At 44.4% G+C, this 1,534-nt stretch carries 1 protein-coding gene; it reads right to left on the minus strand.

Going from position 1 to position 1,534, the window contains the following annotated elements; translation table 11 throughout:
* Nucleotides 1-1,526 (minus strand): HYR-like domain-containing protein (locus ACU8DI_RS15315; RefSeq protein ID WP_447113667.1); only part of this gene is annotated, 1,526 nt, incomplete at its 3' end.
* Nucleotides 1,527-1,534 lie beyond the last annotated feature (8 nt).

Raw genomic sequence — 1,534 nt, forward strand, 5'->3', positions numbered from 1 at the left:
TTTAAAGTAGGAGCCACTGTGTCTTCAACGTTAATGATTTGAACTCCAGTTGTTGTGTTACCACAATCGTCGGTTGCTGTCCATGTTCTTGTAATAGTTTCGGTGTTGCCACAATCGGCAACAGAGGTATCGTTGAAGGTAATGGTTACCTCACCACAGCTATCAGTCGCTGTTGCTTCTCCAGTATTTACCGGATCGGTACTTTCAGAACATTCAACCGTTGCATCTGCTGGCACATTTAACGTAGGAGCCACTGTATCTTCAACAGTTATAGTTTGAACTCCAGTTGTCGTGTTACCACAATCATCAGTAGCTGTCCATGTTCTTGTAATAGTTTCTGTGTTACCACAATCGTCAACAGACGTATCGTTGAAGGTAATGGTCACCTCACCACAGCTATCAGTCGCTGCTGCTTCTCCAGTATTTACCGGATCGGTACTATCAGAACATTCAACCGTAGCATCTGCAGGCACATTTAACGTAGGAGCCACTGTATCTTCTACAGTTATAGTTTGAACTCCAGTTGTCGTGTTACCACAATCGTCAGTCGCTGTCCATGTTCTTGTAATAGTTTCGGTGTTACCACAATCGGCAACAGACGTATCGTTGAAGGTAATGGTCACCTCACCACAGCTATCCGTAGCTGTTGCTTCTCCTGTATTTACCGGATCGGTACTTTCAGAACATTCAACCGTTGCATCTGCTGGCACATTTAACGTAGGAGCCACTGTATCTTCAACAGTTATAGTTTGAACTCCAGTTGTCGTGTTACCACAATCNGGCACATTTAACGTAGGAGCCACTGTATCTTCAACAGTTATAGTTTGAACTCCAGTTGTCGTGTTACCACAATCGTCGGTTGCAGTCCATGTTCTTGTAATAGTTTCTGTGTTACCACAATCGTCAACAGACGTATCGTTGAAGGTAATGGTTACCTCACCACAGCTATCAGTCGCTGTTGCGTCTCCAGTATTTACCGGATCGGTACTATCAGAACATTCAACCGTTGCATCTGCAGGCACATTTAAAGTAGGAGCCACAGTATCTTCCACAGTTATGATTTGAACTCCAGTTGTCGTGTTACCACAATCATCAGTAGCTGTCCATGTTCTTGTAATAGTTTCGGTGTTACCACAATCGGCAACAGACGTATCGTTGAAGGTAATGGTTACCTCACCACAGCTATCCGTCGCTGTTGCTTCTCCTGTATTTACCGGATCGGTACTTTCAGAACATTCAACCGTAGCATCTGCAGGCACATTTAACGTAGGAGCCACTGTATCTTCAACAGTTATAGTTTGAACTCCAGTTGTCGTGTTACCACAATCGTCGGTTGCTGTCCACGTTCTTGTAATAGTTTCGGTGTTACCACAATCGGCAACAGACGTATCGTTGAAGGTAATGGTCACCTCACCACAGCTATCCGTCGCTGTTGCTTCTCCTGTATTTACCGGATCGGTACTTTCAGAACATTCAACCGTTGCATCTGCAGGCACATTTAAAGTAGGAGCCACTGTATCTTCCACAGTTATGA

The sequence above is a fragment of the Psychroserpens sp. BH13MA-6 genome (assembly GCF_052983595.1).